Raw genomic sequence first — 25,795 nt, 5'->3', positions numbered from 1 at the left:
CGCCGGCGCGCCTATCTGGGCGGCGCTTGATCCTGCGCAAACGGCACGCCTGCTTTTGCTGATGGGGACGGTTGCCTTTGCTTACATTCGCGGTCCTGCGCGACACAGCCGCGCGGCAGGCCCCGGCTATAATCGCCTGAACGGCTAGGTTCGGGAGGCAAGATGGCGGTGAGTCAATCGGTGTTCGTGGAGCTGGATTTTTTTCTGCTCATCGTGCTGTCGCTGCTGCTGCCGGCGGCGATCTACGGCTACATGATGTGGAAGCGCGCCTTGTCGCGCCTGGCGATTTTCGGCTTCGGCCTGAGCCTGATCGTGCTGGCCGGCGTCAACGTGGCGGTGCTGCGCCGCCTGGCCGAACTGACCGCGCACACGCCTTCGCTGCTGGACGACCAGCTGTTCGCCTCCGGCATCTCGCTGGCGCTGTACCTGGTGCCGGCGCTGTTTGCCGGCGTGGGCATCAACATCATCTCGCACCTGCTGGTGAGCCACCTGACCGAGGCCGAGCGCCGCTACCGGCGCGCGCACCGCCAGCGCAGCGCCGATCAGTTGGAGCCGTAGCGCGCGCGGATGGCGGCCAGCGCGCCGCTCTGTTCCAGGCGGGTGATGGCGGCGTTGATGCGGACCAGCTCCTCCGGCGTGGTGCTGGCGGCGTTGAGCATCAGGTGCGCCGGGGCGCGGAACGGCACCCAGGGCAGGGTTGCCAGCGGCACGCCTTGCCGTTCGGCCTCGTGGCGCACGGCGGCCATGTCGCCCATGATCACGTCGGCGCGCCCGGCCTTGAACATCCGCATGCCCAGTTCATAGCTGCTGAAGGGGTTGCGCACGCCCGCTGCGTCCAGCTGGGGCAGGGCGCGCGCATAGCTGTCGCCGTACCAGCCGCCGCGCGGCGTGAGCAGTGTGACGTGCCGCGTGAGGATGGCGTCGAAGCCGTCCAGGCCACGGTAGCGCGCGGCATTGGCCGGGCTGGTGAACAGCGCCACCGTCTCGTTCCGGTAGGGTAGGCTGAAACGGGCGAAGGCGCGCCGCTCCGCGGTGTCCGACGCGCCCAGCGTCAGGTCCAGCCGCCCCTGGCGGAATTCCATTTGCCGCCGCAGCGTGGGCAGCGCCATCTCCACCCGCAGCGCGCAGCCGGCTTCCTTCATGATAGCCTGTGCCAGCTCGTAGTCGAGGCCGGACAGGCCGCCGCGCTGGTCGATGAAGATGTAGGGCGGCCAGGGTTCGGGCGCCACTTTCAGAATGCAGGCGTGACCGGGAGCTGCCAGGGAACACAGTGCCGCTGTTAGCATTAGGGTGCGTCCGCTCATGTTTTTGCCGCGTTACCAAAAGCCCCAATGTGACAGAACGGCCCGGAATGTCAAGTCGGCCCGTGCGCCATCGCATCGGCGGGGGGCGGCGGGCGGCTCAGCGCACCCCGTAGCGGGCGCGGATGGCGGCCAGCGTGCCGTCCTGTTCCAGGCGCGCGATGGCCGCGTTGATGCGTTCCAGCTGCAGCGGCGTGGTGCTGGCCGCGTTGAGCATCAGGTGCACCGGCGCGCGGAAGGGAACGAAGGGCAGCGCCGCCAGCGCCACCCCCAGGCGGTGCGCTTCGTGGCGCACGGCGGCGGCGTCGCCCATGATCAATTGGCCGCGCCCGGCCTTGAACATCAGCACGCCCTGCTCGAAGCTGCCGAAGGTGCTGCGGCGCGCCGCCGCGTCCAGGCCGGCGATGGCTTGCTGGTAGTGCTCGCCGTACCAGCCGGCGCGCGGCGCCAGCAGCGATACGCCGCGCGCCTGTATCGCCTCGAAGCTGGCCAGGCCGCGGAAGCGCGCCAGGTTGTCGGGGCTGGTGAACAGGCCCACGGTTTCGGTGCGGTAGGCGGTGCTGAAGCGCGCGTAGGCGCGCCGTTCGGGCGTGTCGGAGGCGGCCAGCATCAGGTCGAGCTGGCCCTGGCGGAACAGCAGCTGCCGCCGCAGCGACGGCAGTTCGGTCGCCAGCTGCAGCGCGCAGCCGGCTTCCCGCATGATGGCTTGCACCAGTTCGTAGTCCAGGCCGGACAGCTTGCCCTGCGGGTTGATGAAGATATAGGGCGGCCAGGCTTCGGGCGCCAGCCGCAGCGTGCAGGCCTGCGCTGCCGCGCCGGACAGGCACAGCGCAACTGCCAGAACGATGGTGCGGGCGTGCATGATTGAGTTCGCCAGCCGGTAAAGCTTCAATGTGACAGAACCGGCTGGAAAGTCAAGCTTGCGCGCCAGGGCGGCCGTCCGGCGCCGGCATCAGGGCCGCGTCAGCGTCCACTGCTGGTTGCTGCCGTTGTTCTGCGTGTACTGGATGATTTGCGCATTTTCCGCCGTGCTCTTGCTGGCCACATCCAGCACCATGCCACTCAGCAGATTCTTCACGACGTAGTAGCCGCTTGCCGGGCTGCTCACGCTCCAGTGCTGGCCGTTGCCGGCCCAATAGCCCCACTGCGCGATATTGGTACCGGCGGTGGTGGAGTTGCCGTAGTTGTCCAGGCTGAGCAAGCTGTTGGCGTTGATGAAGCTGTATTGGCCGTCGCCGTGCGCCACCGCGTACCACTGCTGGTTTTTGGCGCCGCTGTAGCTTTGCTGTTGCACCATGGCGCCGTTGGCGGTGGACGACCCGGCCACGGACAGCGCCTTGCCGCTCAAGCGCGAGGTGAGCACGTAGCGCGCGTCGCTCAGGCCGCCGCAGCCGTTGAAGTCGCTGAAATTGCGCGTCATCACGGGCCAGCCGCCGCTGTAGCTCAGCCGCAGGATGTCCAGCTTGGCGTTGCCGCCGTCGTTCAGGTCATAGTAATGGATGGAGGCGAAGTTGCAGCCGTCCTGTTTCAGCACGCCGACATGGCCGGGGCCTTTGTACTTGCCGTCCACGTTGGGCAGGATGGTGCGGGTGCCGGTGTAGGGACCGGTCACGCTGGTGGCGCGCTGCACTTCCACGTAATAGGTGCTGTTGGCGCCCTTGCAGCAGGCGCCGCGGTTCACGTACAGGTAGTAGTAGCCGCCTTCGCGCACGATGTAGGGCGCTTCCATGTCCACATGGCCGCCGCCCAGGATGGGCGTCACGTTGCCGGCCAGCTTGCCGGTGGCCTGGTTGATCTCGGCCACGCCGATGCCGCCGAAGAAGGAGCCGTAGGACATGTAGACCTTGCCGTCATGGTCGCGGAACAGGGCCGGGTCGATGGCGTTGATTTCGCTGGCGCCGCCGAACGATTCCACCACGATGCCCAGGTCGGTCCAGCTGGGGTTTTTCAGCGAGGCCGAACGCGCCACGCCGATGGCGGAGGTGGAGGTGCCGAAGGTGGAGACGGAGTAGTACAGGTAGTAATACCCGTTCATGTGGATCACGTCCGGCGCCCAGAACGAACCGCTGAAGTTGGGCACCTTGGCGGCGATCCAGGAAGGGTAGCTGCTGAACACCGGCGCCGGGCCGCCGGACCAGTTCACCATGTCGGTGGACTTTGAGTACCAGATACCGGTGCCGGTGGTGAAGTTGAACCAGGTGTCGCCGTCCTTGGTGAGCGTGCCGGGATCGTGGGCGTTCTGCAGGCCGCCGAGGTTGATGGCCTGGGCTGCCTGCGGCGCGAGCGCGCACAGCGCCAGGCACCATCGTGCCAGTAGTTTTTTCATAAGCGTCTCCGTCTGATTTTTTATGGTGCATTCACGAGCAATGCGCAGCCAGCTTATGCCCGCCACGCGCGCGCCACCAATCACATTTTTTCGGCAAGCGATACCGGCTTTGGTATCGCCTTTCCGCTAGAATGGATTCAAACAAAAGATGGGAGGCGGGATGATGGAAACCACAGCGGGCACCCATGTTCATCACTTGAGGCAGGTGCTGCTCTGGCCTCTGCGCCTGATGCCGGCTACCGGCGCCGACCATACCCACCAGCGTCCGTGGGAAGTGCTGCGCGGTCTGGGCGATGCTGGCGGCGGCTCGCCGTGGCGCGAAGTGGTCGATGAATTCGACGGCGACGCCGCCAACTTCCATGAGCGCCACTACAACGAGTTCGTCACCTTCCTGCCTTATGTGCAGCGCTTCCTGTACGGCGAGGCGCGCAGCGGACGCGGCGAAACCTCCGGCGCCGGCATGCGCGTGTTCCGCCGGCACGACGTGGCCAAGGTGCGCGTCACCGCGCGCGAAGGCGATGCACCCCTTACCCTGTCCATCGTCCACACCGACCTGTATTTCTTCTTCGACGTGGACGTGGTGATGCTCAACCTGGAAGTGAGCGCGGACGACCTGGCGCTGGAAGCGGCGCAGGAGCTGCTGTACCGTTTCGGGCGCGGCTACCCGGCAGGCTGGGACGGCGAGGGCAAGGCGCTGCACTGCATGCACAGCGTGGAGTGGCTGGACGCACGGGACCGGGTGCTGTCGCGCTCCGACGCGCAGCAGCGCGATGCCTTCCTGTCGCACGTCTGCGAAAAGCGCGCCCCGCGCATCGCCGCGCATTGGCAGTTCATGCTGGAGCCCCTGGTGTACGACTTGAGCGACCAGCCGGGCGCGCTGCGCTACCGGCAGATCGAGTACTACCGCATGCCGGTGATGGCCTACCTGTCGCTGGAGGACCCGCGCGCCCTGTCGCGCGAGGACTTCATCCGCCTCGGCCTGGTGACGGGGCAGGGGCGCGGTTCGCTGCCCTATTCGGAGGAGCACCTGAACGACTTCGAGCGGCAGGTGTGCTACGACCGCTTCTGGGGCGGCAGCGGCGCCGCACCGGACACGCGCTACCTGTGCAGCGGCCTGTCGCTGATCGTGGTCGGCGCGGCCCGTTCGGACTTCTTCTGCTGCCGGGACAGGGGCGTGCTGGCGCAGTTCCGCCACCAGCACTTCCTGCTGTTCCTGATCGCGCACCTGCAGAAGTCTTCGCTGCTGATGTTCTCGGACCGGCTGGCCGAAGCGCTGAACTGCCTGAGCGTGGTGGACGCGAACAGCGTGCGCCGCTTCAAGCGCCGCATCCGCTCCTCTTTCGAAGGCTTCCTGCGCTTCACGCACCGATACTGGTTCAAGGATATTTCGGAGCAGACGCTGGTGCGCGCGCTGTACCAGATGTGCGCGGCCCAACTAGGGCTGGAGCGCCTGCACGCAGAGGTGAAGGTGCGGGTCGAGGACATGAACGGCTACCTGGAGGCGGACAGCTTGCGCCGCCAGGCCAACACGGTGGTACGCCTGACGGTGGTCACCATTTTCGGGCTGATCGGCACCGTGACCACAGGCTTCCTCGGCATGAACCTGCTGGCCGAGGCGGATGCGCCGATGGGCCGGCGGCTGTGGATCTTCGGCGCGGTTTTCCTGGTGACCACGGTGCTCACGGCCTACACCATGATCAAGTCCAAGCGCCTGTCGGACTTCCTGGACGTGCTGTCCGACGAGCGCCTGCCGCTGTGGACCAAGCTGAAGGCGCTGGTGGCGGTATGGCGTCCGGAGCAGAACTGAGCCTGGACTACAGTGGCTTGTGCACCATCAGCCAGTACACCACCAGCAGGCCGCCGAACGCGGGGAAACCGAGCGCGGTCCACCACTTTTCGTAGCGCCAGTAGCGCGCGGGCAGCGCCTCGCCCGCCGCTGCGGCGTGGGCTGCCATGTCGCGCATCTTCAGCTGCAGCCACACCACCGGCAGCCAGCAGGCGCCCGCCAGCGCGTACAGCGCCAGCGACCACATGATCCAGGATGACGTGAGCGGATAGCCGGCCAGGTGGATCATCCAGAAGCCGGACAGGGGCTGGATGATGACGGACGGCGTGGTGAACCACCAGTCCGCGCGCGCTACCCAGCGCGTCACCACGGAGATCACCTGCACGTTGCCGCTGCGGTTGGCCGCGAACATGTAGAAAGCGGTGCCGAAGCCGGTGCCGAACATCAGCGTGGCGGACAGGATGTGCAGCCATTTGATTGCCAGGTATTCCATATGATGTTCCTTCTACTGTCTTTGTTCGAGGCGCCACATCGCCAGCAGCAGCACCAGGATGGGCAGGTTTTTGCTCAGGGGGCCGAAGGGATGCAGCCAGAATCCGGGCAGGCAGAAGCTCATGGCTACCGTGTAGCCGCCCACCAGTGCCGCCTGCAGCGGCCATAGCCAGCGGCGCCGGCGCAGCAGCAGGGCGCAGCCGATGGCGGCGTCGAGCAGGCTGGCTGCGGCCAGCGTGGCCTCGCCCCAGGCGGCGGGGATGCCGCAGGCGGTGAGCCAGGCGATGCTGTCCGTGTGCGGCCAGGCGAACCAGGAGACATAGGCGGTCCACAGCCACAGCGCAGCCATCACCATGGCCGCCAGCGGCATGGCCCAGGCCAGCACGGCAACGGGCTTTTGCCCGGATGTGGCAAAGCCGGCGGGCTCGCGCAGCGGGCGGCCGTCCAGCAGCGCGCGCATGGCTTCGGGACCGGCGGTGTTGCCGCCGTTGGCGCTGGCGGCCAGCATGGTCAGCGTATCGGGCGTCACGGCGCTGGCGGGATGCAGCGCGGCCACGCGTGCGGCCAGCAGGGCCAGCGGCATGGGCACATCGAGCACACAGGGCATGCAGGGTGTACTGGGCGAACTGGGCACACATGGCACACGTGGCACGCTTGACATGCTCGGCACGCGCTGCATACGCTGCGCGTTCGGCGCGGTTGCGGCAGCGGCCAAGCCGCCGCCCAGGCACGCCAGGTAGGCGGCCAGGCTCATGGCGCACGGGCCGACCGCAGCCAGCTCGGGAACCGGCGGCGCAGAGGCGGGCCGCTCCAGCAGGGCAAGCACTGCCGCGCACAGGTCGTCGATATGGACCGGCTGCACGCGCGAGCTGTGTGCCGCGGGGAGGGCGACGGCGGGCAGCGTGGCAAGCGCCAGGAACAGCTTGCTGCTGGCGCCGTCCGCGCCGTACACCAGCGAAGGCCGCACGATGGTGGCGTCCAATGCCGGGTGCCGCGCCAGCGCCTGCTCCCCGGCTGCCTTGCTGCGCCAGTAGGCGGTCGGCGCATCGCCGGTGCTGCCCAGTGCCGAGAAATGGATGACGCGGATCCCTGGCCTGATGCCGGTGCGCGCGCAGGCGGCGAACAGCGCGGCAGGTGCTTGGTGGTGCAGGCGCTCATAGTCGCCCGGACTGCGCTCGCGCAGGATGCCGACGCAGTTCACCACCGCGTCGATGCCGTCCAGGTGCGGCAGCCAGGCGTCCGCGCCGGTCAGCGCGCCGAAATCCAGTTCGCGCCATGCCGGGCCGCCGTCGGTGCCTGGGGCTGCCGCCCACTTGGGCGCGCGGCGGCTGGCACCGATGGCCTCGTGGCCCGCCGCACGCAGGGCGGCAAGGAGGTGGCGGCCGATCAGGCCAGTAGCACCGAGCACCAGGATGCGCATAATTTTCCTAAATTTCTGTCGTTACAGAAATAATAGAATCGGGCTGCCGCAAAGTCAACAGGGCGATCGTTCTGGTAAGGTGCTGTTTTCGTCCGTTCCAAAGCCGCCATGCCGTCACCAAGCCAACACACCAGCCAATTACTGCAGCGAGCTGTGGCGCTGCACCAGCGCGGCGACCTGTCGCAGGCCGAGGCGTTGTACGCCGAAGTGCTGCGCCGCGAGCCGGACAATTTCGATGCGCTGCACCTGATGGGCGTGCTGGCGCGGCAGGGTGGGGCGCCGGAAGCGGCGGTGGAACTGATAGCCCGCGCCATCGCGCTCGACGCGGGCAAGGCCATCGCCCACTGTAATCTGGGCGCGGCGCTGCAGGACGCCGGGCGGCAGGCCGACGCACTGGCGAGCTACGAGCGCGCGCTGGCCTTGCAGCCGGCCTACCCCATGGCGCTGGCCAATCGCGGCAATGCCCTGCGCAAGCTGGGGCGCCTGGACGACGCGCTGGCCAGCTACGACGCGGCATTGGCGCAGCAGCCCGCCTACCCCGAGGCGCTGGCCAACCGAGGCATCGCACTGCATCTGCTGGGGCGGCGCGCCGAGGCGCTGGAGAGTTTCGGCCGCTCGCTCACGCTCAATCCGAATCTGGCCGAGTCCTACTGCGGCGCCGCCGTCACGCTGCAAAGCCTGGGCCGCAGCGATGAAGCCGCCGAGGCTTACCGCAACGCGATCGAGGCCAGGCCCTCCTATGCCGAGGCGTGGACCAGCTACGGCACGCTGATGCAGCGCAGCGGTGATTACCAGGGGGCGCTGGACTGCCACCAGCACGCGCTGGCCCTGCAGCCGGACAGCGCGCAAGCCCACCTGCACCGCGCCAACGCCTTGCGCGCGCTGGAACGCCCGGGCGAGGCGGCCGCCGCCTACCGCGACGCGCAGGCCTGCGGCGCCGATGCCGCTTCGGTGGCCTACCAGCTGGCCGCGCTGGGCGAGGCGGAGGCGCCAGCCATGCCGCCGCCGCAGTACGTCGCCGCGCTGTTCGACCAGTACGCCGATGACTTCGACAACCACCTGCAGAACGTGCTGCAATATCGCGCGCCGCAACTGCTGCTGGCTGCGCTGGACGAACTGGGTGCGCTGGCGGCAAAAACCGATGTGCTGGACCTGGGCTGCGGCACCGGCCTGTGCGGCCCGCTGCTGCGGCCCTATGCGCGCACCCTGGCGGGTGTCGACCTGTCGCCGCAGATGCTGGAGCAGGCCCGCCGCCGCGCGCTGTACGACGAACTGGCCTGCGCAGACGTCGTCGAGTACCTGCAGGCGCGCGAAGCGCCGTGCGGGTTGCTGCTGGCGGCCGACGTGCTGGTCTACTTCGGCGACTTGCAGCCCGTGTTCCGCGCCGCGCGCCGCGTTCTGGCGGCGGGCGGCGCCTTCGCCTTCACGGTGGAAGCGCAGCAGTCGGGCGACTACGGCCTGCGCCCCACCGGCCGCTACGCCCACTCCCGGTCCTACCTGGAAGCGCTGGCGCAAGCCCACGGCTTCGAGGTACGCAGCATGACCGAACAAGTGCTGCGCAAGGACGACGGCCGGGATATCGCCGGACTGGTCGCCGTGCTCGCCAAGTTGTCTTGATAGGCCTCAACATGAGAAGCTGATTGTCGCGACACAGTAGTGCTTTGCTTTTTTGCGGAGTGTGATGTGATACATCACAATACATGTGATAATCAGTTTCAGGCATAAAGGGCTGAAGCGTTTTTTTGAGACCGGCTCAACCAGTGGCATTAACCCTGCCCACGCGGCTCGCCTGGGAGGCATGTTGCTCTTTCTGGATCGGGCAGTTGCAGTTGATGAACTAGGTCTGCCTGGTTGGCGCTTGCATCGCTTGCAGGGCAGGTATCGAGGCCATTGGTCACTTACTGTTAGCGGAAACTGGCGCTTGGTATTTCAGTTCACTAGCGCAGGCGTTGAGATTCTGGATTATTTGGACTATCACTGAAGGCGGAAATATTATGCCCCTCCATAATCCCCCGCATCCGGGAAGCGTCTTGTTGCGTGATGTACTGCCTGCGCTCGATATGACGTGCACGGAGTTCGCTCGCCGCCTCGGCATTGCGCGGGAAACGCTGTCGCGCATCATGCATGGACGGGCGCCGATCAGCCCCGACCTTGCAGTCAGGTTGGAGCGAGCGGGCATTAGCACCGCTCGCATGTGGTTGGCTGTTCAGGCTGAGTACGATTTATGGCATGCGGCGCGAAAGCCTCAGCCGCCTATAAAAAAATTTGCCGCGTTTCCTTAGTCGGGCACCCAGACGTACTGCATCTGCATGTTCGAGGAGATCGGCTTGCCGCCTTTGATGGCGGGCTTGAAGGCGCACTGCTTCAGGCCTTCACGGGCCGCTTCGTCCAGCGCGGCGTAGCCGCTGGATTTTTTCACGGACGAGCCGGTAACCTTGCCGTCGGCGCTCACGCCGAATTCCAGCGTGACCGTGCCCTGTTCCTTGGCTGCCTTCGAACCTGCGGGCCAGTCCGGCTTCTTGCAGTGGTCGAACACCATCACGGCGTGCGTGTCTTGCGGGGCAGCCTTGCTGCCGGCGCTGGCGTTGGCCAGCACGCCGATGCCGGCGGCGGCAAGGACCAGGGCTGGAATAACAGCTTTCCAGCCGGTGCTGCGGGCTCGGGGTTGTACCAGGTGTTTGATGCGTACCATTAGATCTCCTCCGTTGGCTGCGATAGCCAGGTGCTGGGTTGAGAACTGGAGCCGCTCCAGTTCGGAAAGAGCAAGCGCCAGACGCCGCGGTTCGCCTAGCGTGCTTGCTGCAATGTGGTCTGCGATCAGTTCGCGTTCGGTGCGGATGCGGCTGGAAATCCACCACACGGCAGGGTGGAAGAACAGCAGCGTCTCGACGGCGTTCTGCAGCAGGTTGATCAGGTAGTCGTGGCGGCGCACGTGCGCCAGTTCGTGGGCCAGCAGTGCTTCAAGCAGCTCGGGCGGCATGCGCGCCAGCAGCGCCGCAGGCACCAGCACCACCGGGCGCCACCAGCCCGCCGTGACGGGACTGGCCAGCGATGCCGTCACGCGCAGGCGCACCGCGCGGCGGATGCCGAAACGCCGCGCCAGTTGCGACAGGCGCTCCTGCCAAGCGGTGTCCGTGCCGCCGTGGCGCGCGCTGCGGCTGATCCAGAGGATGCCGGCGGCGGCGCGCAGGCTGAGCGCCGTTACGCAGGCAGCCCAGAAGACCACCAGCGTCCGGGCGTGGGCAGCGAGTACCTGCAGCACCTGCAGCAGCTGCTGGGGCAGCAGGGAGGCGTCGTCCATGCCTTCTGCTGCGACGAGGCCGGGCAGCCGCAGCGCTGCCCCGCCGGCATCGGCGGCGGACAGGCGCTGCGCCAGTTCCAGCGCCGGCCAGCCCAGGCACAGCGCCAGCGCGGTGCAGGCCACCATGTAGCGCTGCCCGGGCGTGGCGCGCCGCATCAGGGCCAGTGTGAGCGCGGCGCCCATGCCGATCACCGCGCCTTGCCAGATGAAGTGCAGCAGCGTCCAGGCGAGGGCGTTGATGGCGGCGCTCATTGCTTGTCCTCCTTCAGCAGCTGTTCGATTTCTTCGCGCTCTTTCTTCGAGATGCCGTTGCGCAGTGCGGCCAGCATCAGCGCCTTGGCGGAGCCGGAGAAGGCGCGCTGCAGCAGGTCCTGCAGCAGATTGGTCTGCATCGCGTCCTTGGCCTGGGCGGGGGCGTAGGTGTGCGAGCGCTGGCTCTCGTCGCGGATCAGCAGGCCCTTGCCGTGCATGATCTGCATCAGCCGCAGCACGGTGCCGTAGGCCAGCTCGGGGCGCTCCGCCAGCATGGCTTCGTGCACTTGCTTCACGGTGGCCGCGCCGAGCGGCCAGAGGGCTTGCAGCAGTTCGAGTTCGGCAGTGGTGGGCTTGGGCAGCGGCTGGCTCATGACGGTTCTTTGTTCGCGTTAGATGTAGATTAGTCTGTCTAGACAAAGATGTATACTTTTATCTCCAGAGAATCGAAGCAGTGATGCGTAAAGTAGACAACAGTGTATAGACAGGATTAAGCCAGCGCTTGCAGCGCCAGGTGCAGGCGCGGTGCGGCATGGGTGTAGCCGTATTGCGCGGATTGCGCGTGCAGCAGTGCAAGGCGGGCGCGCAGGGTTTCGGACGGGGCGCGCAGCCACTCGGCGTAAGCGTGGATCAGGGCGGTGTGGTGCTCGATCCAGCTGCACGGTTCCTGCGCGGCGTAGGCGGCCAGCTGGCCGGCGTAGAATTCGGCGGCCACGGTGTCGCCGTCAAGCAGCGACACTTCGGCGGCGCTCAGGTGGAAGCGGTAGGCGTTGTGCGCCAGGCAGTCGCGCGTGAGGTGCGCGGCGCCTTGCAGCAGGGCGCGCTTGCGCACCGCGGCGTCCTGCGAGAACAGGGCCAGCGTGCCGAGCACCCATGGACCGATGAAGTTGTGCAGGTGCAGGCGCTCCATCTGCTGCGCCGCCACCAGGATCTGGCGCTCGGCCAGCGCGCGGTCGCCGCGCAGCCAGGTGATGCGGGCCTGGCTCTCCATCAGGAAGGTTTCGAAGCGCGAGCTGCCCAGCGAGCGCGCCAGTTCCAGTCCGCTTTCCACTTCTTCGCTTGCCTGGTCCAGCAGGCCGTCGGCCACCAGGGCCCAGCCGGCGGTCATGCGCGCAAAGGTTTCGGCGCGGCGGTTGCCCACCTTGCGGGCGATGGCGGCCGAGGCCTGTGCGTCGCGCACGGCGCCGGCGGCGTCGCCCAGGTAGATGCGGGTGGAGCCGAGCGCCGCGCGGTTGGATGCTTCGATCTGCACATAGCGGTCCTGTTCGCACATGGCCAGGCATTGCTCGAACAGTTCGTACGCCTTGCGCATGCGGCCCTGTGCGTAGTACGAGTCGCCCACGCCGCTCAGCGCGCGCGCCTGGGTTTCGCGCATGTCGCTGGCCTGGGCGTAGCGCGCCGCATCCTCGTGCAGGCGGCGGCATTCGTTGTAGTTTCCGCGCGGGAAGTAGATATTGCCCTTCAGGTAAAGCAGCTTGCCCAGCGCCGCTTCGGCACCGATCTCCAGGGCCAGCGGCACCGTCTCGTCCAGCAGGCGCTCTTCCTCTTCCAGCTCTTCCAGCACGTTCAGCGTGGCGGCCAGGCCCACCACCGCTTCGATCTTGTCCTGCGGCCGGCCGGCCAGCATCATCGCGTGCTGGTAGTAGCGGCGCGCGTTGCCCATGTGGCCCATGCCGGCGCTGGCGTGCGCGCGCAGCAGCGCGAGCGGGAAGCTGCTGAAACTGGTGGAATCGGCCGTGTTGCAGGCTGCGGTCAGGTCCAGCGCCGCTTCGAACTGGTGCTGCTCCAGCTTGGCGCGGATGGCCGACAGCATCATCTCCAGCGCGCCCGGGTCGGCGGCGCGGTACAGGTGGTGGGCGCACTGCACCGCGTCCCGCCCGCGCCAGGCTTCGGCAGCCTGCAGGTGCAGGCGGCGTTGCTGTGCAGGGTCGATGGCGTCGTAGATGCAGTGCATGACCAGGTCGTGCACGAAGCAGTAGTCGCCGCCGGACCCTGCCACCGCGCGCAGCAGGCTGTCGCGGCCGGCCGCCTGCGGCTGGTAGTCCGGCTGGCCGAGGGCGGCGCGCAGCAGCGCCAGGCCGAAACGGTGGCCCAGCACGGCGGCCATGCGCAGCGCCTGCGCGTGCTCGGAAGGCAGGCCGTCCAGGCGCGCCTGGATCAGGTGGCGCAGGCTGTCCGGCAGGTGCTGGCCGGGACTGGCCAGCAGCTGGGTCAGGAACAGCGGGTTGCCCTGTGCGCGCTCCACGCAGCGCGCGCGGTAGGCCGGGTCCACGTCGCTGAACTGGTCGGCCAGCACGGCCGCTTCGCGCGGCGACATCGGCGCCAGGTCGAACAGGGACAGGCCCAGGTCGTCCAGCTGCTGGCGCAGCGCCGATTCGAGCGGGTCGTTTTCCACGCGCGAGGTGATCACCCACAGCACCGGCGCTTCGCGCGACAGGGCCAGCAGGGGGCCGAGCGCTTCAAACAGATAGGGGTCGCCCCAGTGCACGTCTTCCAGCGCCACCAGCTGCGGCTCGGTCATCGCCAGGCGCAGCAGCAGCGTCTGCAGCGCCTGCGTCCAGCCCTGGTCGCGCACCTCGGGGCTCATGGCCGAATACAGCGCGTGCTGTTCGGGCGTGAGCGCCACGCCGGCCAGCACATGGTAGAACAGCGCCGAATCGGGCGGCAGGTAGAGCCGCGCCACGGTGTCGGCGATGGCTTGCGCGTTAGCCTGCGCCAGCGGCGAGCCCAGGCCCAGCAGGCTGCGCGCCAGCTGCTCCAGCGGCGCGCGCCAGCCGGCGTCCGCGCCCAGGTCCTGCACTTCGGCGCGGTGGCAGCGCATGCCGTGCTGGCGCGCGATGTCGGCAAATTCCTGCGCCAGCCTGCTCTTGCCCACGCCCGCCATGGCGCGCAGGTAGATGATGTGGCCGCACTGGCTTTCTTCAACGCTCTCCACCAGCGCCTTGAACTGGCGCGTTTCGGCATAGCGGCCGATCAGCGGCGGCAGCTGGCTGGCGTCGCTGGCGGCCGGCTTGCTGAAGGCCAGGTAGCCGGGATGGCGCGGCCCGTCCGCCGGATCCGGCTCGAACAGGAAGCGGTGGCCGAGCAGCGGCAGCAGCTTGCGTTCCACGTACAGCGGCAGGCGGAAGGGGATCACGCCCGCCGCCGCGTGCGTGGCGCTCTCGTGGCGCAGTTCAGGGGCGGGATGGGCGAAGGCGGCGGCAGCGGCGGCGCCGCGTTCCCAGCGCGCCAGGCGCATGGCCATGGCGCGGCCGCCGTGGGTCAGCAGGTGGCGGTTCAGCTCCAGCGCGCAGCGCATGGCGCGTTCGGCGTCGCTGCGGAAGGCTTGCGGCAGGCCGAACACGGCGGAGACCCGGCAGCCGTCCACCTGCGCTAAGCGGCCGCCGAACTGCTGCACCACATAGGCCAGTTCATGCACGGCGGCGCTGCCTTCGGTTTGCGGGGTCGCCAGTTCGATGTCCAGCATCACCACGTGGCGCAGCACGTCGTCCGGCACGGCGGCGATGGCTGCGCCGATGGCGGCGCTTATGGCCGGTCTGCCGCCGGCTGGCGCGGAAGGCGGGGGCATGGACGGGGCCGGGGGGGCCAGGGCGGAATCCACAGCGGCCGGGATGGCGGCGCCGGCCAGCTCCGTGGCCAGCTCTTCCAGCGCCACGCCAAACACCTGGGCCAGGTGGCGCGCGGTGCGGTAGAGCACGATCTTGCCGGTTTCCGCGCGCTTGATGGACGCGATGGACACGCATAACTGCTGCTGAAAGCACAAGTCCGCCAGCGCTTCCTGGCTCAGCCCGCGCGTTTTGCGCAGGCGTTTCAGCAGGGTGGCGTCAAGCAGCACGCGTCCGTCTTGTGGCGGCGGTGATTCGGCGGGTTGGTAAGAGGGCAGATCCAGACTCATGACTCTGCCACTATAGCATTGCGGTACGCGCCGCAGCGCGTCCGCTAGGTGTTGCCTCTTGGTAATGTCAGTGTGCGATCATGCCGGCCATCGGCCGCAAAGGACGCAAAATCCGCTTGCTGTGATTGGGCGTGGGGTCGTGCGGGGTGAAGCTGGCGGTGAGGCTGTGGGCATTGGTGCCTAAGTAGTTTCCACGTATCGCGCCTACAACACGGGCGCCCGATTCGAAGCGCAGCTGGCCCACCAGCACGTAGGGCACCGACACGGTGGAGTAGGTCAGCGCGATGGCCGCGCGCATGGAGGTATGCGGCGCCACGGTGTACGGGGTGTCGAAGGCCCAGTCGGTCATGCGGGTGGCGGCGCAGTTGGCCAGGTAGAACACGGCGCTGTCCGACATCACGAACTCGTCGCCGGACACCGCCGGCACCGTGTAGAAATACTCCACGTCCGGCCCCAGGGAGGCGGGCGGGGAGTTGGTCCAGGAAGACGTTTCAGTGACGGCAACGGCGCCTTGCAGCGCGTGCACCGACGGTTCGCTGCCGTGGTTGGTGACCGTTTCGCTGTACTGGCTGGCCGGGCTGGTGCGCAGCACGCAGGCGGCGCCAAAGTCGTATTCGATGTGCAGCACGTCCTCGATGCTGAGCACCCGGTCGGTGACCGTGGACGCCCACAGCACGCCCCGGCTGTCGTCGGGCCCCATGCCGGCGCGTACCGAGAAGTTGCCGTCGTCCTGCAGGGCCGCGTAGAACTCCTGGCCCTGCCCGGTGGCCTGCGTGCCCCAGTGCCAGCCGCAGTTATGCGCCAGGTCGGCGCCCTGGTAGACGCAGAAGTTGCCATCGCTCTGCACCAGCGCGAAATAGCGGCCGTAGCCGCCTGCCTTGCGGCTGCTCCACAGCAGGCCCTGTTCATCGTCGGCATCCATGCCGCGGTAGACCCGCAGCGTGCCGTCGCCCAGCAGGGTGGCGAAGAACAGGCCGTTTGCCGACACGATGCTGTCGCCTACCTGCAGGATCTGGTTCATGGGCAGGAAGGTGTGGAAGCGGCGGCCGCCATGGGTGGGGCAGGGCGGGCTGGCGATGGCGTCGGTGGCGGTGTCGGAAAGGTGCAGCAGCATGGCAAAACTCGGTGGACGGGGATGGCGCCAGTATGCGGCGGCGGCGCCGGGCGCAACAGGTCAGCGCAGTCTCAGTTCGGTATCAGCGCGATCTCCGGATGTATTCCAGGGTATTTAAATTTCTTATAAAGCTTTATTTTTTTGAAAACTAATTTAGAATGCCGCACGGAAATGGGGATGGCAAATTGGAACTGGTATATAAACATGAGTGCACGCTGCTCAGGGCGCTGCTGGCGGCGTCGCTGCTGATCTGGTGCGGCCTGGCGCTTGCCACGCTGGGTGCGGCGCTGATATATCTCGTTTTGATTTTTGCCCTCACGGTATTTGTGCAATCGGCGCTGGCCGCTTATTTAAAAGGGACCGGCGTGCAGATCAGCTACCGCCAGTTTCCCGACCTGAAAGCGCGCATCGACGTGTGCTGCCACCGGCTGGGGCTGGACTGCATCCCGGAAGCCTATGTGCTGCGCCGGCGCAGCGTGCTGACCGCCATGCTGCTGGGACGGCGCTACATCGTGCTGCAATCGAGCGTGCTCGATGCGCTGGAAGACCGGCCGGACGCCATCAATTTCTACATCGGGCACGAGATCGGCCACATCACGCGGCGCCACCAGCGCTGGCTGCCGCTGCTGCTGCCGGCCGCCGTGCTGCCGCTGCTGGGCGCGGCCTACGCGCGCGCCTGCGCCTACACCTGCGACCGCCACGGCCTGCACGCCTGCGACGACCTGCGCAGCGCGCAGAGCGGACTGGCTGCGCTGGCGGCCGGCGGCCGCCGCTGGCGCCAGCTCAATCTGGGCGACTACGCGGCGCAGGCGCGCCAGGCGTCCGGCTTCTGGATGTCCTTCCATGAACTGGTGAGCGGCCAGCCCTGGCTGGTCAAGCGCATGGCGGCGCTGCGCGCGCTGGCCACGGGCGCGGAAGCGGCGCCGGCCGCGCGCCACCGGCTGGCCTGGCTGGCGGCCCTGCTGGTGCCGCGCCTGGGCGTGGCGGGCGCCGCCGGCGGCTTGCTGGCGCTGGCGCTGCTGGCCGGCGCCGCCGCGCTGGCCTGGCCCAGGCTGGACGAATACAGCGTGCGCAGCCAGCTGCTGCGCGCGGTGCGCGTGGGCCAGGATGCCACCGCAGCGGTGGACCGCTACTATTATGCCAACGGCCGCACCCCGCTCACCCTGCGCGAGGCGGGCTTCGCGCTGGCCGACCCCGGCCTGGCCGTGGTGGACGTGCGCATCGACGGCGAGAGCGGCGTGGTGCGCATTTATCCTGCCGATTTTTCCCTGCGCGGCAAGGCTATTGCCTTCACGCCGGCCCTGGCAGAGAATAAGCGCGTCGCCTGGCGCTGTGCAGGCGAGGACATTCCGGCCCGGCTGCTGCCGCCGGGATGCCAGGGCAAGCCACCCGCCAGCACCGCGTTTGACCATCAATAGGACTGCGTTTGACCACAAATCTCGAACTTGCCGCCAATGCGGTGATGGCGCTGTCCATCGTGCTGGCCGGCCGCAACAACATCCATTCATGGTGGACCGGTATTGTCGGCTGCGCGCTGTTCGGCGCGCTGTTCTACGGCGTGCAGCTGTTTGCCGACGTGGCGCTGCAGCTGTTCTTCATCGTCACCTGCCTGATCGGCTGGTACGAGTGGGCGCGCGGCGGCGGCGGCAAGGCGCTGCCCATCACCTCCGCGCGCAGCAGCACGCTGGCCTGGATGGGGGCGGCCGGCCTGGCCGGCACCGTGGGCTACGGCCTGATGCTGCACCACTACACTGCCGCCTACGCACCCTTTGTGGATTCTGCCGTGCTGGCCTTCAGCATCATCGCCCAGCTGCTGCTGATGGCGCGCCGCGTGGAAACCTGGCCCGTGTGGCTGCTGGTGAACGCCGTGTCGGTGCCGCTGTACACCAGCCGGGGCCTGTACCTGACGGCGCTGCTGTACGCGGCCTATTTCATCAACGCGCTGATTTCCTGGCGCTGGTGGCGCAGCCAGATGCGCGCGCTGCCGGCTGCCTAGCGAATCAACGAATCAACGAATCAACGATTCAGCGTTTCAGCGTTTCAGCGTTTCAGCCAGCGCGTCGGCCGGCTTGCCGGGGCCGTCGGCCGGCGGATGGCCGACACGCCGCGCCTTCCCGGACTGCTGATCCAGGCTGACTTCCTCGGCGACTTCATCCTCGGCCGCTTCCTCCTCGCCGGCCGGCAGCAGGCCTTCCGAGCGGGGCGCGGGCTCGGCTGGCTGCAAGCGTTCCTGGTCGTTCCCGGTGTTCATGCTCACCTCCGTGGCTTGGACTTGATGGTGTGATTTTCATATTAGCGCGCAATGGCTAGCGGTGGCACTGTGTTGCCCTGCCGCCAAAACGCGCGGGCGCCGGGCAGGCCCGCCTGTTTTGGTATATGATGGGCATCATGAAGAGCAAATCGTCCCAGGCCGGCGCGCCGCGCGCGGCCCTCAGCCGCAAGGAAGCGACGCACGAGCGCATCGTCGAGGTGGCGTCGCGCGCCATCCGGCGCAGCGGCTATGCCGGCACGGGTGTGGCTGACATCATGAAGGAAGCCGGCCTGACGCACGGCGGCTTTTACGCGCACTTCGCCTCGCGCGACGCCTTGCTGGCCGAGGCGGCCGACCGCGCCGGGGCCGAAGCGGTGCGCACGTCGGCCCAGATTGCCGCCGCCGCCGGTCCGGGCAGGTCGCTGCAGGCGCTGATGCAGGCCTACCTGTCGCAGCAGCACGTGGAGGCGGTGGAATTCGGCTGCCCGGTATCCGCGCTGGGCTCGGAGATGCACCGCCAGGCGCCGGAAGTGCGGCACGCGGCCACGCGCCACATCAAGGAAATGATAGACCTGGTGGCGCGCCAGCTGCCCGGATGGGGCACGCCGGAAGCGCACCGGGAAGCCATGGTGATGGTCAGTACGATGATAGGCGCCCTGATGATGGCGCGCGCGGTGGACGATCCCAAGCTGTCGGACGCGCTGCGCGACGCGGCGCTGCGGCATTTTTCGGAAGTGGAGCAGCCAGCAAAGTAAGACCGGCCCGGCAGCATCCATGCCGGGTATTTTTTTAACCATGAATATGACGATCGTCATATGGGAGCGCATTATGAACAGCAAGATCGCCATCGTGACCGGGGCCTCATCGGGCATCGGCGCAGCTACCGCCGCGCAACTGGCCAAGGCGGGCTACAAGGTGTACGGCACCAGCCGCCGAGGCGGGCAGGGGCAGGCGGGCGGTGTCGAGATGCTCTCGCTGGACGTGACCAGCGACGAATCGGTCGCGGCCGCCGTGAACCAGGTGCTGCTGCGGGAAGGGCGCATCGACCTGCTGGTGAACAATGCCGGTTTCGGCGTGGCGCCCGCCGCTGCGGAGGAAAGCTCGATCCAGCTGGCGCAGTCCATCTTCGACACCAACTTCTTCGGCATGGTGCGCATGGTGCGCGCGGTGGTGCCGCACATGCGCCAGCGCGGCGGCGGGCGCATCATCAACATCAGCTCGGTGCTGGGCTTCGTGCCCATGCCCTACATGGCGCTGTACTCGGCCAGCAAGCACGCCATGGAAGGCTATTCGGAGGCGCTGGACCAGGAACTGCGCACGCAGGGCATCCGCGTATCGCTGGTGGCGCCGGCCTACATCAAGTCGCCGTTCGACGCCAACCAGCTGCAGCCCGATCTGGCGATGGACGAGTACAGCGCGCTGCGCGCGGGCCTGGACCGCCGCGTCAAGGAGGCGCTGGAAGGCGCGGACGGTCCCGGCGTGGTGGCGGACACCGTGCTGCGGGTGGCCCTGGCGGCCTCGCCCAAGGTGCGCTACACGTCCGGCGCGCTGGCCGGCCGCCTGCGCTTCCTGCGCCGCTACGCGCCCGCTGCGCTGGTCGAAGCCGGCGTGCGCAAGGACTTGCGGCTGGACTCGCAGCCGCCGCTGCGTCCGCGCAGCGGCGCGGCTTATGTCCCGGTTGAATAAGCTATGCAGTTTTAATTCGTTCCGTCCTGCAAACCGCGCCGCTATAGTGCTGACTCCCGCACCACTGCGATTGATGTTTGTTTATGTTCCGTCCCATTCCGCTGTCCGTCGTTCCTAGCCGCCACGTGCTGTACATGCTCTGCATGGCGCAGTGCATGCGCGGCGCGCTGATCCGCACTTAGCTGCACTAAACCAACCCAAGCCCTTGCTGCATCCCTTCCGGCCCCACCAGGCCGGGATGGCTGCGCTCACCCTGGTCCGACGCGGGCCGGGGCCGTTGTTCCATTCCCACCCAAGAGGAAACCATGTTCGCCCAATCATCCACGCCATTCGCCCCGCTGGCCATTTCGCTTGCCCTCGCCGCCGCCTTCCCCTCTCTCGCCGCCGCGCAGGAGCTGGAGCGCGTGATCGTCACCGGCTCCAATATCCGCACCACGCAGAAGGAGGGCGCCAGCGCCGTGCAGGTCATCAGCGCCAGGGAGATCGCCGCCAGCGGCAAGGCCAGCATCGCCGACGTGATCCGCGCCATCTCCGCCAACAGCGGCAACAGCTACAACGAGCAGTACACCGGCAGCTTCTCGGCCGGCACGGCGGGCTTGTCGCTGCGCGGCATCGGCCAGAAGAACACCCTGATCCTGGTGAACGGCAAGCGCGTCAGCCCCTACGCCACGGCGCAGGACCTGCAGGAAGTGTTCGTGGACCTGAACAGCCTGCCGATGGCGGCGGTGCAGCGCATCGAGGTGCTGAAGGACGGCGCCTCGTCCGTGTACGGTTCGGATGCGGTGGCCGGTGTGGTCAACATCATCCTGTACAAGGAATTCAAGGGCACGGAACTGAGCGCGCAGTACGGCAGCGCGACCGAGGGCACCGGCCAGTCGGAAAAGAGCGCGGCGCTGCAGACCGGCTTCGGCAGCCTGGCGAAGGACGGCTACAGCGTGGTGTTCTCGCTGGACGCGCAGCAGCGCGACAAGCTGCAGCAGGACCAGGTGGCATGGATGGCCGGCAGCGATTTTCGCGGCAACGCCAACGGCGCGCTGGCCTGGGTGCCGGCCAATTACCTGAACAACGATCCCACCCGTTTCCTGGGCGGCCAGCAAGGCCCGCTGCAGCTGCAGCCCTACGGTGCCATCACGCCCGGCAAGAGCGGCTCGGTGCAGGCATACAACAACGCGCAGTTCAAGACGCTCATTCCCGGCATCAGCCGCATCCACGCCTCGCTGCGCGGCACGCTCCAGCTGAACGACAGCACCGAGGCTTACGCCGACCTGCTGTACGGCCACTCGCGCGCCGACCAGACCTTCGGCGCCCCGCTCACCGTGGGCAGTGGCCTGCGCGCGTGGAACAACGCCAGGCAGCAACTGGACAACATCAGCGTGGTGCTGCCGGTGGGCCATCCGAACAATCCGGGCGCCGCGCCGCTGCCGTTCACCGCCACCTTGTTCGACCTGGGTGCACGCACCAAGCGCGATAGCGTGGACTTCTTCCGCGCGCTGGCCGGCGTGAAAGGCGCCGTGGCCGGCTGGGAGTACGATGCGTCCGTGGGCCGCTCCGGCAGCAAGCTGGAAGAGACCGTGAACAACTTCGTCAACCGCTACGAATTTGAGAAGGTGCTGGCCGAGGGCAGCTACAACTTCGCCGACCAGTCGAGGAACAGCGAGGCGGTGCGCAAGCGGCTGCGCCTGTCCACCCTGCGCCCGGCCGAATCGACCTTGACCACGCTGGACTTCAACGCGTCCAGGGAACTGGCGGAGCTGCCGGCCGGTCCGCTGGGCTTCGCCTTGGGCGCGCAATGGCGCCGCGAAGAGATGGATTCGCAGACCTCCAGCGCCGTGTTGAGCGGCACCGAACTGCGCCCGGCCATCAACATCATCCAGGGCCGGCGCGACGTGGCCGCGCTGTTCGCCGAGTTCAATGTGCCGGTCGTGAAGGACCTGAACGTGAACCTGGCCGGACGCGCCGACCGCTACAGCGATTTCGGCTCGGCCTTCTCGCCCAAGGCCAGCGTGCGCTACCAGGCGGCCCAGTGGCTGCTGCTGCGCGGCACCGCGTCGCGCGGCTTCCGCGCGCCCTCGCTGCCGGAGATCACCAACTCCACCTCGGTCAGCTACGGCAGCGTGATCGACCCGCGCGACCCGGTCACGCCGACCCAGGCGCGCGGCGTCACCAATCTCACCATCGCCAACGCGGAGCTGCGCCCCGAGCGCTCGGGCAATCTCAATCTAGGCTTCGTCATCGCGCCCAATGCGGACAGCAGTATCGGCGTCGACTACTACCGCATCCGCACCAAGGGCGTGATCGATACCGAGAGCGCGGAGAACATCATCGCCAATGAAAAGAGCGCGCCGGAAAAAGTGGTGCGCGATGCGCAGGGCCGCATCCAGACCCTGTACCGCCAGTACGCCAACCAGGGCGACCGCCTGGTGTCGGGCATCGACATCGACCTGCGCCACCGCGTGGGCCTGGGGCAGTGGGGCAAGCTGGCGCTGAATGCGCAACTGAGCCATGTGTTCAAGTTCGAGGCGCCGCTGGCGGTGGGCGAGCCGCTCACCAACGGTGCCGGCAACAACTACTTCGGTTCCATCCCGGCATGGCGCGGCGTCACCAGCGCCACCTGGGAGCAGGGCGCCGTGGCCGGCACGCTGACATGGAATTATGTGGACGGCTACGACCAGACCGCCCGCGCGGGTGCGCAAGCGAGCGAGCGCGTGAAACCGGTGGGTACAGTGGATGTGAACCTGGCATGGAAGGTGACGCCGGCGGCGACACTAAGCTTCATCGTGCAGAACCTCAGCGACAAGCGTCCGTCCTGGGATTCCTCGACCGCTTTCTTCGACTTCACCCAGGCCGACCCGCGCGGCCGCACCGCGGCGGTCAAGGTGAACTACAGGTTCTGATCCTGGTCCTGGCCTTGGCCTTGGCCTTGACCCTGGCCTTGCCGGAAAGCGCTGGGCGTGACGCCCATGCGCTCGCGGAAGGCGGTGGCGAAGTTGCCGGCGTTGTTAAAACCGATCAGCAGCGCAATGTCCTGGACATCGATATCGGTCTCGCGCAGCAGCTGCACGCCGCGCGCGATGCGTTCTTCGCGGATGAAGGCGAACACGGTCATGCCGGTCTGCTCGCGGAACAGCTGCGACAGTTTTTCGCGGTAGGTGCCCACGCTGCGCGCTATCTCGGCCAGGGTGGGCAGGGCTGCCAGGTTGTCGGATATCAGCCGCTTGGCGGCGTTGACGATCACCGCGTCCGGATTGGGCGGCGGCGCGGGCGGCTGGTCGGCCACTTCCGGCTCGGGCGGCGCCGCGCCCGGCGTGCGCCGCATCAGGTTCAGGTGCACGTGGATGCGCGCCGCCAGTTCACCCGGCGTGAACGGCTTGGACACGTAATCCACGCCGCCGATCGACAGGCCCATGATGCGGTCTTCGGCCGCGTCGGCGCCGCTCAGGAAGATCACCGGGATGTCGTAGGTGGCCGGATTGGCCTTGAGCAGGCGGCAGCAGGTGTAGCCGTCCATATTGGGCATGCGCACGTCCAGCAGGATCAGGTCCGGCTGGTTGGCCAGCGCAAGCTGGTAGCCCTGCATGCCGTTGAACGCCACCGAGACGCGGTAGGGCAGTTCGCTCAGCAGATCGACCAGCATGCGCTGTTCGAACGCGGAATCGTCCACGATCAGGATGCTGCGTACGTTGGCGTCACTGGTCAAATACATGGTCGGATGGGTGAAGTTGGCGCTACCGCTGTTGCGTATTATGCCTATCTTTTAAATTTATTTAATAGATTTCTCCGCGCTCAAAAGATCTGTCGCGTCTAGCAAAAGCGTAGTTTCTCAGGATCGACAATAATGGAATCGAGTGTTGAGCCGATGCAATCTAATTACGGCACAAAAACTTAGTTTCGCTAAGTTCACTTTTTGTTCATGGAAAAAGAAGGTGCATGCAGCACCCAAGATGCAAGTTAGCGAAGGTTTCTGCTGGCCAGTTGGCTGCTGATTCTGTCTTTTACTATTCAGACTAATCTTGATCGAAGGAGTTGCAAATGAAACACACTGACTTTGGCCGTATGCCATGCCCTATCGCCCGCAGCCTGGGTAAAGTAGGCGAATGGTGGAGCATCCTCATCCTGCGCGACGCCTTCTACGGCCTGACGCGTTTTGACGAGTTCGAAAAAAGCCTGAAAATCGCGCCCAACATGCTGACCCGCCGCCTGGCAGGCCTGGTCGAGGGCGGGCTGATGGAGCGCCGCCAGTATAGCGCGCGTCCACCGCGCTACGAGTACGTGCTGACCAAGGCCGGCCGCGATTTCAAACCCGTGCTGCTGGCCTTCGTGGCCTGGGGCAACGACCACCTGGCACCGGAAGGCGCCAGCCTGCTGGTGGTGAGCCGCGAAACCGGCAAGCCGGCCGACCAGGTGCTGGTCGACGCGCGCACCGGCCTGGCCATCAACGACGAGGACTATATGTTCGCGCCGGGCCCTGCCGCCAACGAGTTGATGCGCATGCGCCTCGACGACATGGGCCGCCGCGGCGTGCAATAACGGCTGGGAACCATGGCTTGCAACAGGCAAGCCATCCCTCCGCTTTACGGCTGCAGCTGTTCATAGACCGCATTCGCGATCTGCGACAGCTCAGCCTTCCCCAGCGCGCCCGAGAGCGCGTAGCCATAGCTCCCGTCTATCCAGTAAAACACGCTCAGCGCGCCGTCCTTGGCGTAGCGGAAGCCGCTGTCGCGGTTGCCCGCCTGGCCAGAGGATACATACAGCGTGAGCCGCTGGCCGCTGGCATCGGTGTACATGAATTGCGCCACCGGTCCGTTGTCGCCCGGCAATAGCCTGCCGCCCACCAGTTCGTAGCCCAGCGGCGCCAGCCGGGGCGGCCGCAGCGGCGTGCCCAGGCGTTTCGACAGCCAGGCCACCAGGTGTTCCTGCTGGTCCGCGCCCACCTCCACCGGATGCCGGACTTCGGGCGCGTACACGCGGTGCGCCAGTGCGGCGCGGTGCGCCAGGCCGGCCGGGGTGCCGGCCAGAGCCGCTTCCGGCCCGTTGGGCGCGGCGCCGCGGCGCTGCGCGTTGTCCGCAAGGGGAGCGGAGGCCGCACCGCTGGCGTCGGCCGCTGCCGGCGCGCCGGCCGTGCCGCTGAAGCTGCCGTGCGCCACCCAGCCCAGCGCCGCGCTCGACACCATCAGCGCCACGCTGGCGGCGTAGCGCCGCAGCGGCCAGCCGTAGCGCTGCCAGCCGCGCGGGCGCAGCATGGCGCGCGGGATGGCTTCGTCCAGCACCGGGCCGTACAGCGCGCGCAGGGCCACGTTCTGCTGCCGGTAGGCGCGCAGGCGCGCCGCCTCCTGCGGGTGGTGCGCCAGGTAGTGGTCGATGTCGGCGCGGCGTTCCTGCGCCAGGCGGCCGTCAACCCAGGCCTGCAGTTCCGCTTCGGTGACGGGAATCATGGCAGCATCTTTCCTACGGCCTTCATTTCACGACTTTCAAGGTGGAGACCGGCGCCTGGCCCAGCATCAGCAGGCGCAGCCGCTCGCGCGCGCGCGACAGGCGCGACATCACGGTGCCGGGCGGAATGTTCAGGACAGCGGCGGCTTCCTCGTAGCTCAGGTCTTCCAGCGCCACCAGCAGCAGCACCTCGCGCTGCTCGGCGGGAAGCAGCTGCAGCGCGGCCTGCATGTCGCGCACTTCCAGCCGGTCGCCGGGCGGGGGCGCGCTGAGCGAGCCGTGCAGCTCTTCACTCAGCGCCACCGTGTCCAGCGCCGGCTGGCGCAGCCGGTCCACGTGCAGGTTGTGCATGATGCCGAACAGCCACGCCCGCATGTCGCCGCCGCGCCGCCACGACGGCAGCTTGTCCCAGCCGCGTTCCATGGTGTCCTGCACCAGGTCGTCGGCGCTGGCGCGGTCGCCCAGCAGCGCCCGCGCGTAGCGGCGCAGGCGGGGAATGCAGGCGGTGAGGCTGGCGCTGTCGTCTTGCATGGCGGGTTCC

At 67.5% G+C, this 25,795-nt stretch carries 24 protein-coding genes; 11 read left to right on the top strand and 13 right to left on the bottom strand.

Features of this window, described 5'->3' with window-relative positions; all coding sequences use genetic code 11:
- The first annotated feature begins 162 nt into the window (after positions 1-162).
- The gene (locus tag ASC94_RS27785) at positions 163-558 is read left to right on the top strand and encodes a hypothetical protein (protein WP_229417434.1); all 396 of its coding nucleotides are present in this window, start codon (positions 163-165) and stop codon (positions 556-558) included.
- Here ASC94_RS27785 and ASC94_RS27780 read toward each other — a convergent pair.
- The 3 genes from ASC94_RS27780 to ASC94_RS27770 form a co-directional block, all read right to left on the bottom strand.
- The gene (locus ASC94_RS27780; protein WP_229417433.1) at positions 543-1,229 is read right to left on the bottom strand and encodes an ABC transporter substrate-binding protein; all 687 of its coding nucleotides are present in this window, start codon (positions 1,227-1,229) and stop codon (positions 543-545) included. The two genes, ASC94_RS27785 and ASC94_RS27780, sit on opposite strands and share 16 nt — an antisense overlap.
- A gap of 172 nt (positions 1,230-1,401) precedes the next feature.
- Complete coding sequence (locus ASC94_RS27775; protein ID WP_056404047.1) at positions 1,402-2,163, bottom strand: ABC transporter substrate-binding protein; 762 nt, start codon at positions 2,161-2,163, stop codon at positions 1,402-1,404.
- Between the two features lie 90 nt (positions 2,164-2,253).
- Positions 2,254-3,627 carry a family 43 glycosylhydrolase gene (locus ASC94_RS27770; RefSeq protein ID WP_056404045.1) on the bottom strand — a complete coding sequence of 458 codons (1,374 nt, stop codon included), beginning with the start codon at positions 3,625-3,627 and terminating at the stop codon, positions 2,254-2,256.
- A 163-nt stretch (positions 3,628-3,790) separates the two neighbouring features.
- Between ASC94_RS27770 and ASC94_RS27765 the strand changes: the two genes are divergently transcribed.
- Positions 3,791-5,434, top strand: coding sequence for a hypothetical protein (locus ASC94_RS27765; protein WP_200955846.1), 1,644 nt, complete (start codon positions 3,791-3,793; stop codon positions 5,432-5,434).
- Between the two features lie 7 nt (positions 5,435-5,441).
- On the opposite strand, the gene ASC94_RS27760 is transcribed toward ASC94_RS27765, so the two are convergent.
- Together ASC94_RS27760 and ASC94_RS27755 are read right to left on the bottom strand one after the other, a co-directional pair.
- Positions 5,442-5,906: a DUF2269 domain-containing protein gene (locus tag ASC94_RS27760; RefSeq protein ID WP_056404040.1), complete on the bottom strand. Its 465-nt coding sequence runs from the start codon at positions 5,904-5,906 to the stop codon at positions 5,442-5,444.
- Positions 5,907-5,918: 12 nt separating this feature from the next.
- Positions 5,919-7,325: an SDR family oxidoreductase gene (locus tag ASC94_RS27755; RefSeq protein ID WP_056404038.1), complete on the bottom strand. Its 1,407-nt coding sequence runs from the start codon at positions 7,323-7,325 to the stop codon at positions 5,919-5,921.
- Between the two features lie 153 nt (positions 7,326-7,478).
- Here ASC94_RS27755 and ASC94_RS27750 point away from each other — a divergent pair, with 153 nt between their 5' ends.
- From ASC94_RS27750 to ASC94_RS32135, 3 genes are all read left to right on the top strand, one after another.
- Positions 7,479-8,942: a tetratricopeptide repeat protein gene (locus tag ASC94_RS27750; protein WP_162251461.1), complete on the top strand. Its 1,464-nt coding sequence runs from the start codon at positions 7,479-7,481 to the stop codon at positions 8,940-8,942.
- An 85-nt stretch (positions 8,943-9,027) separates the two neighbouring features.
- Positions 9,028-9,306 (top strand): type II toxin-antitoxin system RelE/ParE family toxin, encoded by a 279-nt coding sequence (locus ASC94_RS32140; protein ID WP_082616896.1) that lies wholly within the window; start codon positions 9,028-9,030, stop codon positions 9,304-9,306.
- Between the two features lie 13 nt (positions 9,307-9,319).
- A complete protein-coding gene (locus ASC94_RS32135; RefSeq protein WP_082616895.1) occupies positions 9,320-9,607 on the top strand; it encodes a HigA family addiction module antitoxin in 288 nt (95 codons plus the stop codon).
- On the opposite strand, the gene ASC94_RS27745 is transcribed toward ASC94_RS32135, so the two are convergent.
- From ASC94_RS27745 to ASC94_RS27730, 4 genes are all read right to left on the bottom strand, one after another.
- Entirely contained in the window at positions 9,604-10,878 is a 1,275-nt protein-coding gene (locus tag ASC94_RS27745; RefSeq protein ID WP_056404032.1) for a M56 family metallopeptidase, read from the bottom strand. The genes ASC94_RS32135 and ASC94_RS27745 overlap by 4 nt on opposite strands.
- Positions 10,875-11,252: a BlaI/MecI/CopY family transcriptional regulator gene (locus ASC94_RS27740; protein ID WP_056404030.1), complete on the bottom strand. Its 378-nt coding sequence runs from the start codon at positions 11,250-11,252 to the stop codon at positions 10,875-10,877. The genes ASC94_RS27745 and ASC94_RS27740 overlap by 4 nt, the downstream gene beginning before the upstream one ends.
- A gap of 116 nt (positions 11,253-11,368) precedes the next feature.
- Positions 11,369-14,773: an AAA family ATPase gene (locus ASC94_RS27735; RefSeq protein WP_082616894.1), complete on the bottom strand. Its 3,405-nt coding sequence runs from the start codon at positions 14,771-14,773 to the stop codon at positions 11,369-11,371.
- Between the two features lie 67 nt (positions 14,774-14,840).
- Complete coding sequence (locus ASC94_RS27730) at positions 14,841-15,887, bottom strand: hypothetical protein (protein ID WP_056404020.1); 1,047 nt, start codon at positions 15,885-15,887, stop codon at positions 14,841-14,843.
- Positions 15,888-16,072: 185 nt separating this feature from the next.
- Here ASC94_RS27730 and ASC94_RS27725 point away from each other — a divergent pair, with 185 nt between their 5' ends.
- Both ASC94_RS27725 and pnuC read left to right on the top strand, forming a co-directional pair.
- Positions 16,073-17,305, top strand: a complete 1,233-nt coding sequence (locus ASC94_RS27725) for a M48 family metallopeptidase (RefSeq protein WP_056404018.1) — start codon at positions 16,073-16,075, stop codon at positions 17,303-17,305.
- 8 nt (positions 17,306-17,313) lie between these two features.
- Entirely contained in the window at positions 17,314-17,883 is a 570-nt protein-coding gene (pnuC, locus tag ASC94_RS27720; protein ID WP_082616893.1) for a nicotinamide riboside transporter PnuC, read from the top strand.
- Between the two features lie 36 nt (positions 17,884-17,919).
- Here pnuC and ASC94_RS27715 read toward each other — a convergent pair whose 3' ends face one another.
- Positions 17,920-18,138, bottom strand: a complete 219-nt coding sequence (locus ASC94_RS27715; protein WP_056404016.1) for a hypothetical protein — start codon at positions 18,136-18,138, stop codon at positions 17,920-17,922.
- A 125-nt stretch (positions 18,139-18,263) separates the two neighbouring features.
- Here ASC94_RS27715 and ASC94_RS27710 point away from each other — a divergent pair, with 125 nt between their 5' ends.
- From ASC94_RS27710 to ASC94_RS27700, 3 genes are all read left to right on the top strand, one after another.
- Complete coding sequence (locus ASC94_RS27710; RefSeq protein ID WP_056404014.1) at positions 18,264-18,893, top strand: TetR/AcrR family transcriptional regulator; 630 nt, start codon at positions 18,264-18,266, stop codon at positions 18,891-18,893.
- 73 nt (positions 18,894-18,966) lie between these two features.
- On the top strand, positions 18,967-19,824 hold the full coding sequence (locus tag ASC94_RS27705; RefSeq protein WP_056404350.1) for an oxidoreductase: 858 nt from the start codon (positions 18,967-18,969) through the stop codon (positions 19,822-19,824).
- 305 nt (positions 19,825-20,129) lie between these two features.
- Positions 20,130-22,718, top strand: a complete 2,589-nt coding sequence (locus ASC94_RS27700) for a TonB-dependent siderophore receptor (RefSeq protein ID WP_056404013.1) — start codon at positions 20,130-20,132, stop codon at positions 22,716-22,718.
- On the opposite strand, the gene ASC94_RS27695 is transcribed toward ASC94_RS27700, so the two are convergent.
- Complete coding sequence (locus ASC94_RS27695) at positions 22,706-23,527, bottom strand: response regulator (RefSeq protein ID WP_056404010.1); 822 nt, start codon at positions 23,525-23,527, stop codon at positions 22,706-22,708. The two genes, ASC94_RS27700 and ASC94_RS27695, sit on opposite strands and share 13 nt — an antisense overlap.
- Before the next feature lie 326 nt (positions 23,528-23,853).
- Here ASC94_RS27695 and ASC94_RS27690 point away from each other — a divergent pair, with 326 nt between their 5' ends.
- Entirely contained in the window at positions 23,854-24,351 is a 498-nt protein-coding gene (locus tag ASC94_RS27690) for a helix-turn-helix domain-containing protein (RefSeq protein ID WP_056404007.1), read from the top strand.
- Positions 24,352-24,395: 44 nt separating this feature from the next.
- On the opposite strand, the gene ASC94_RS27685 is transcribed toward ASC94_RS27690, so the two are convergent.
- Both ASC94_RS27685 and ASC94_RS27680 read right to left on the bottom strand, forming a co-directional pair.
- Complete coding sequence (locus ASC94_RS27685; protein WP_056404005.1) at positions 24,396-25,256, bottom strand: anti-sigma factor; 861 nt, start codon at positions 25,254-25,256, stop codon at positions 24,396-24,398.
- Positions 25,257-25,278: 22 nt separating this feature from the next.
- Complete coding sequence (locus tag ASC94_RS27680; RefSeq protein WP_056404003.1) at positions 25,279-25,785, bottom strand: RNA polymerase sigma factor; 507 nt, start codon at positions 25,783-25,785, stop codon at positions 25,279-25,281.
- Between the last annotated feature and the right edge of the window lie 10 nt (positions 25,786-25,795).

Source organism: Massilia sp. Root418 (assembly GCF_001425265.1).
In the GTDB taxonomy this organism is placed as follows: Bacteria; Pseudomonadota; Gammaproteobacteria; order Burkholderiales; family Burkholderiaceae_D; genus Rugamonas.
Note: the sequence above shows the minus strand (reverse complement) of the source record. Positions and strands in the feature narration are given on the sequence as shown.